The sequence below is a fragment of the Aeromicrobium sp. REDSEA-S32_B7 genome (genome assembly GCF_001626145.1).
In the GTDB taxonomy this organism is placed as follows: domain Bacteria; phylum Actinomycetota; class Actinomycetes; order Propionibacteriales; family Nocardioidaceae; genus Aeromicrobium; species Aeromicrobium erythreum.
This window is the reverse complement of record NZ_LUNF01000309.1, coordinates 1-3,396: the sequence shown is the minus strand read 5'-3', so window position 1 is coordinate 3,396 and position 3,396 is coordinate 1. Positions and strand designations below refer to the sequence as shown.

3 protein-coding genes and 1 pseudogene are annotated in these 3,396 nt (G+C 69.4%); 3 read left to right on the top strand and 1 reads right to left on the bottom strand.

Going from position 1 to position 3,396, the window contains the following annotated elements; all coding sequences use genetic code 11:
* From A6Q79_RS17820 to A6Q79_RS17810, 3 genes are all read left to right on the top strand, one after another.
* Positions 1-1,696 (top strand): TonB-dependent receptor (locus tag A6Q79_RS17820; RefSeq protein ID WP_317698891.1); only part of this gene is annotated, 1,696 nt, incomplete at its 5' end.
* Positions 1,687-1,842, top strand: a complete 156-nt coding sequence (locus A6Q79_RS17815) for a hypothetical protein (protein WP_317698890.1) — start codon at positions 1,687-1,689, stop codon at positions 1,840-1,842. The genes A6Q79_RS17820 and A6Q79_RS17815, both read left to right, overlap by 10 nt.
* The gene (locus A6Q79_RS17810; RefSeq protein ID WP_317698889.1) at positions 1,839-3,125 is read left to right on the top strand and encodes a thymidine phosphorylase; all 1,287 of its coding nucleotides are present in this window, start codon (positions 1,839-1,841) and stop codon (positions 3,123-3,125) included. The genes A6Q79_RS17815 and A6Q79_RS17810 overlap by 4 nt, the downstream gene beginning before the upstream one ends.
* Positions 3,126-3,128: 3 nt before the next feature.
* Here the strand turns inward: A6Q79_RS17810 and A6Q79_RS17805 are convergent.
* A pseudogene (locus A6Q79_RS17805) lies at positions 3,129-3,396 on the bottom strand (MaoC family dehydratase); the annotation flags it as partial.

The following is a 3,396-nucleotide window of genomic DNA, read 5'->3' as shown; positions in this document are numbered from 1 at the left end:
GATCTATGGCGTCCCCTATTTCCTGAGCGGCGTGAACGACGGCCCGCTGCCGGGCGTCGACGACAGCTCCTATTTCGGCATCGTCAATCTGGACGAACAGAAGACCAAGGTCGACCGCTTCACCGCGACCTTCCGTCACGCGTTCAGCGATGCCGTGTCGATCCGCAACCTCACGCGCTGGCAGCGCGTCCACCAATATAGCCAGACGAGCGCGCCGCAGGGTGTCTTCTGCCTCGCCAGCGGCCTGCAGCCGATCGGCGCGACGCCCGATGCGACCGTCGGCGTCCCCTGCCCCAGCGGCCAGGACATGGCGGGCAATTATTACCCGGCCGGGCCGCGCGGACTGGTCCGCGATCAGCTCAACGAACTGCTCTACAACCAGACCGACCTCACGATCGTCAGCGGCACCAAGGGCGGCGTCCACAACACGCTCGTCATCGGCGGCTCGCTGAGCCAGGAGGATTATTCGATCGAGGTCGCGCAATTGCTGCGCAACGCCGGCGGCGCAACGCCCAATCCCGTGCAGGGGCCGATCAGCCTGGCGAACCCCGACACCTATTGGTCGGGCCCGGTCAATTATGTCCGCACCGGCAACAGCTATGGCGATACGCGCGGCTGGGCGATTTACGCCTTCGACACGCTCGAGCTTTCACCGATGTTCGAACTGAACGCAGGGCTGCGCTATGAAAATTCGCGCGCCAAGTTCCGTGCGGATACGGTGACGACGCCCGCGACCGGCGCTGTCTACACCCGCGGTGCCGACCAGATCAGCGACGAAAATCTCTTTTCCTATCGCGTCGGCGCGGTGTTCCACCCGGTCGAAAATGTCAGCCTCTATGCCGCCTACGGCAACAGCAAGACGCCGTCGTCGGCGACGGTCCGGCTCGGTTGCGGCACCAATTGCGACGTCGCGCCCGAAACCGGCCGCACTTACGAGATCGGGGCGAAGGCCGAGCTCTTGGATAAGAAGTTGCTGCTCACCGCCGCGCTGTTCCGCAACGAACGCAGCAATTACCGCGTGCCGTCGAACGACGCCTCGCTGCCCAGCTCGCTCCAGGTGCTCGACGGCAAGTCGCGCGTCGACGGCTTCGCGCTCGGCCTGACCGGCGCGATCACGCCCAACTGGTCGATCTTCGCCAATTACACCTACCTCGACGGAACGGTGCGGCAGAGCGTGTCGGACTATTGCCTCGCCAACCCCGGCGGCGGCACCTGCACCAACAGCGCCGCCCTGCCCGACCCGCAGGCGGGCGACCGCTTGATCCAGACCCCGAAACATTCTGGCAGCCTGTTCACAACCTACACGCTGCCGTTCGGGCTGCAGATCGGCTATGGCCTGACCTATCAGGGCAGCTTCGCGACCAGCCAGCGCAACATGGCGCAGCGCTCGCAATATTTCGTCGACGATTATCTGATCCACCGCGCGTTCGTGTCCTATGATTTCGGCAACGGCCTGGTGGCGATGCTGCGCCGCGGGCTGCGCCCCGGGGTCGACGTGGCCGCGTGCGTGGAGGAGATGCTGCGTTTCGACTCCGCGCTGCAGCTCTTCGAGCGCACCGCGACCGCCGAGGTGGATCTGCCCGGGGGGATCGTGGTCGAGCCCGGCCAGAAGGTCAGCGCCCTGCTGGGCGCCGCCAACCGCGACCCGGCCGTCTTCGAGCGGCCCGACGAGTTCGACGGGCGCGCATGGAGCTGACCGAGTCGGTGGCGCTGCTGTTCGAGCGGCTGCCCGGCCTGGCCCTCGTGGGGGAGCCGGAGAGCCGGGGCACGTTCGTGCTGCGCGGGCACCGACGAGTGGAGGTGACCGCATCGGGCGGTCGCCGGGAGGAGAGGGACGCATGAGCCAGCACGACGCCGTCGAGGTGATCACCGCCAAGCGGGACGGCGGTGCCCTGAGCGACAGCCAGATCGACTGGGTGGTCGACGCCTACACCCGTGGCGACGTCGCCGACGAGCAGATGTCGGCACTGGCGATGGCGATCCTGCTCAACGGCATGGAGCGCGAGGAGATCTCGCGGTGGACCGCCGCCATGATCGCCTCCGGCGAGCGGATGGACTTCTCCTCGCTGTCGCGACCCACCGCCGACAAGCACTCCACCGGTGGCGTCGGCGACAAGATCACCCTGCCCCTGGCCCCGCTGGTCGCCGCCTGCGGGGTGGCCGTGCCCCAGCTCTCCGGCCGCGGCCTGGGCCACACCGGCGGCACCCTCGACAAGCTCGAGTCGATCCCCGGCTGGCGCGCGGCGCTGTCCAACGACGAGATGATGCGCCAGCTCGAGGAGGTCGGGGCGGTCATCTGCGCCGCCGGCGACGGGCTCGCGCCGGCCGACAAGAAGCTCTACGCGCTCCGCGACGTCACCGGCACCGTCGAGGCGATCCCGCTGATCGCGTCGTCGATCATGAGCAAGAAGATCGCCGAGGGCACCGGCACGCTCGTGCTCGACGTCAAGGTCGGCACCGGCGCCTTCATGAAGGACCTCGAGCGGGCCCGCGAGCTCGCCGAGACGATGGTGGCGCTCGGCAAGGACGCCGGCGTGCGCACCACCGCCCTGCTCACCGACATGTCCACGCCGCTGGGGCTGACCGCCGGCAACGCCGTCGAGGTCGCCGAGTCGGTGGAGGTGCTCGCCGGTGGCGGCCCGGCCGACGTCGTCGAGCTGACCGTGGCGCTGGCGCGCGAGATGCTCGCCGGGGCCGGTCGCGACGACGTCGACCCCGCCGACAAGCTGGCCGACGGCTCGGCGATGGACGTGTGGAAGGCGATGATCCGCGCCCAGGACGGCGACCCGGACGCCGAGCTGCCCACCGCGAAGGAGTCGCACGTGGTCACCGCGCCCACCACCGGGGTGCTGACCCGCCTCGACGCGATGGCGGTCGGCATGGCCGCCTGGCGCCTCGGCGCGGGCCGCGCCCGTAAGGAGGATCCGGTGCAGGCCGGTGCCGGCGTCGTGTGGCACGCGCGACCCGGCGACGAGGTCACCGAGGGCCAGCCGCTGATGACGCTGCTCACCGACGAGCCCGAGCGCTTCGACCGCGCCCTGGCCAGCCTCGAGGGCGGGTACGACGTGGAGCCGGCCGGGTCGGCGTACGAGCCCGGCCCGATCCTGCTCGACCGGATCAGCTGACCCTCACGCCAGCAGCAGGACCACCGTCTCGGCGACGCAGGCCGGCTTGGCCTCGTCCTCGATCTCGATCGTGTAGCGCAGGGTGATCTGCTTGCCGGCCGGCAGGTCGGTCACCTCGCCCATGGCGACGTGGGCGCGCACGCGCTTGCCGACGCGGACGGGGTTCGGGAAGCGGACCTTGTTGACGCCGTAGTTGAGCTTGGCGCCGGGGGTGTCGAGGGCGAAGACCTCGCTGCCCAACCAGGGGACCATCGAGAGCGTGAGGTAGCCG

Coding starts and splice junctions, on each gene's coding strand:
- A6Q79_RS17810 (WP_317698889.1), top strand. CDS start 1,839: ATGAGCCAGCACGACGCCGTCGAGGTGATCACCGCCAAGCGGGACGGC.
- A6Q79_RS17815 (WP_317698890.1), top strand. CDS start 1,687: ATGGAGCTGACCGAGTCGGTGGCGCTGCTGTTCGAGCGGCTGCCCGGC.